Annotated in this window: 2 protein-coding genes; both read right to left on the bottom strand. The window is 40.0% G+C overall.

The genetic code is table 11. From position 1 onward, the window contains the following. Positions 1-33 precede the first annotated feature (33 nt). The gene (locus EKM86_RS12455) at positions 34-903 is read right to left on the bottom strand and encodes an RNA-dependent RNA polymerase family protein (RefSeq protein ID WP_164506281.1); all 870 of its coding nucleotides are present in this window, start codon (positions 901-903) and stop codon (positions 34-36) included. A 58-nt stretch (positions 904-961) separates the two neighbouring features. Then, complete coding sequence (locus EKM86_RS12205; protein ID WP_164506280.1) at positions 962-1,816, bottom strand: type IIL restriction-modification enzyme MmeI; 855 nt, start codon at positions 1,814-1,816, stop codon at positions 962-964. Positions 1,817-1,984: the final 168 nt, after the last annotated feature.

Raw genomic sequence — 1,984 nt, 5'->3', positions numbered from 1 at the left:
TACCGATGCATGGCGTAACAGCCTAGACCACTATCAAGAATTCGTTATCATCGTTGCACTTGACTTGAAAATTGAGGGAAAAATTTCAGCTGAGATCTTAGAGGAAATTGGGCCTTGAATTATTCCTTTAGTATGATTGTCGTTAACTTTCTGATTAAACTCATCCAACCACTTAAGATACTCCTGTAGAGTTTGACCCGACTTATCACTTCGGTTTAACTGGAAGCTTTCAACATTAATCTGAGCTAACAAATGTGTGTAAATATTTTCAAAGTATTTACTTAAATCAATTTGAAGAACATACGGATAACTTGATTCGATTCGATATTTGTGGAGTTTGCTTTCTTTGAAAAATTTGTTGGCCTGGTCATATCCAATATATCCAATAGGCTCGTCCTGATCCGGGTTGAAGTCAGCATCCAACGGATCGTATAACATTGCAGAAAAGATACCATCACGACCGATTATTGGAGATTCTGAGTGACTAGTCCGGCCATTAAGCCGATCTTTTCTCGAATAAAGCTGATTAAGTGACGTTTCTGCAACGATTAGGCTGTTATAGGCGAACATGAACGCATGTTTAATATTAGGAATAGCCATTGGCCGCCAGGAGTCATCCACCTTCAAAGTGAAAAATTTTATAGACTCAGCTGCCCAGTTATTCCCAAAAATATTTTTTGGAGAATGTATGCTTTTGTCAAGGCGCATAATTAATCCTGATTGTTGATCTGCTTGGTAGAGGGGTAAATTAGGGGAAGTAGCAGTTTTCTCAATTAATTTTGTCAGGGATTCCTTGGACATAATCTCATCAAGTAACGGGGGAAGCTGAGTTGCAAACATTCCATGAATTAAAACATATGCGTCTTCTATTTCTGACTCATTTAGCACTTGATTATTTAACATCGCTTGCAGTCCTATCTGTTTAAGATCAACGTTAGCATTGAATTAAGAAACAGTGTCATCACATTTTCTGGCGTGCTCTATAGAGCTCCGTTAATCGTGAGACGCGTTGATCATGGGTGGGATTATCTAGTCCGTACAAAGAGTCAACGAATGCGTCGTTTCTTTGGTGGGCTTTACGCAACTCTTTGGGCATATAAACGGCGTCATATAGTTCTGCAAGAGACCAATCCTTCTTGAGATATGCGCTTCTTGCCTCAAGGATAAGCTCCGCGTAACTCTCTAAAAATGAAGTTTGCGTCTCAGTTAACTTTGGAAAACAAAAAGTGTTGTACACCAGAGTGTTGGAGTAACGAAAATCGCTCTTAAGCTTGCCGCCGACCGTTCGAAGCCAGGCGGTGTGCATCTTAGATTCTAGAAGAGCAAATAAAGAATAGCTTGCATTGGCTAATTGAAACGTAGCGTCGGCCATGATTACGTTTCTTTCGAAGTAGCCCATGGGAACATATTCTCGCTGAATAGACGATACACGAGGTATAGCCATCAAAGGTCCTAAGTTTACACGATCTTCATCAAACTCTGTAGGAAAAGAAGCAAGCGCAACGGTGGTTCTCTTTGAGCTTTTAGCTCTAAAATCTTTGATACGGGCAAGTCGGCTTTTAATTAAGGGAACCTGAAGTACAGCAATAGGCGCATTTTTTAAGTAAAGGATCCTACGAGGTGTACTGTGCAAAAAGTCCTTAGCTCCATAGTAGTCAAAGATGTATTTCTGGACTTCTGGATTTGCTTCGGTAATGAGCTTTTCTTCTTCGCTGTTGACGATGAAATTTCCATCATCTGTGGGTGAACTACCTTTTGTCATCTCTGGAAAGCCTGAGATCTGTGTACGACTAGGTTCAATAATCACTGCCGGCATATTCAACAAATATTGGTTGATGTGTGGAACGATATGATCAACAGGGTCAGAATTGATACTATCATAAGTGAACAAATGTAAATTTTTGGTCCCCTGGTTTAAAATCGAAGTGCAACACCTGATAAAGCAGACCAATTTGCACAAAAAGGTCATGAAGACCTATTCTTG

Origin of the sequence: Lacticaseibacillus hegangensis, assembly GCF_003946465.1 — a bacterium.
GTDB lineage: Bacteria > Bacillota > Bacilli > Lactobacillales > Lactobacillaceae > Lacticaseibacillus > Lacticaseibacillus hegangensis.
Note: the sequence above shows the minus strand (reverse complement) of the source record. Positions and strands in the feature narration are given on the sequence as shown.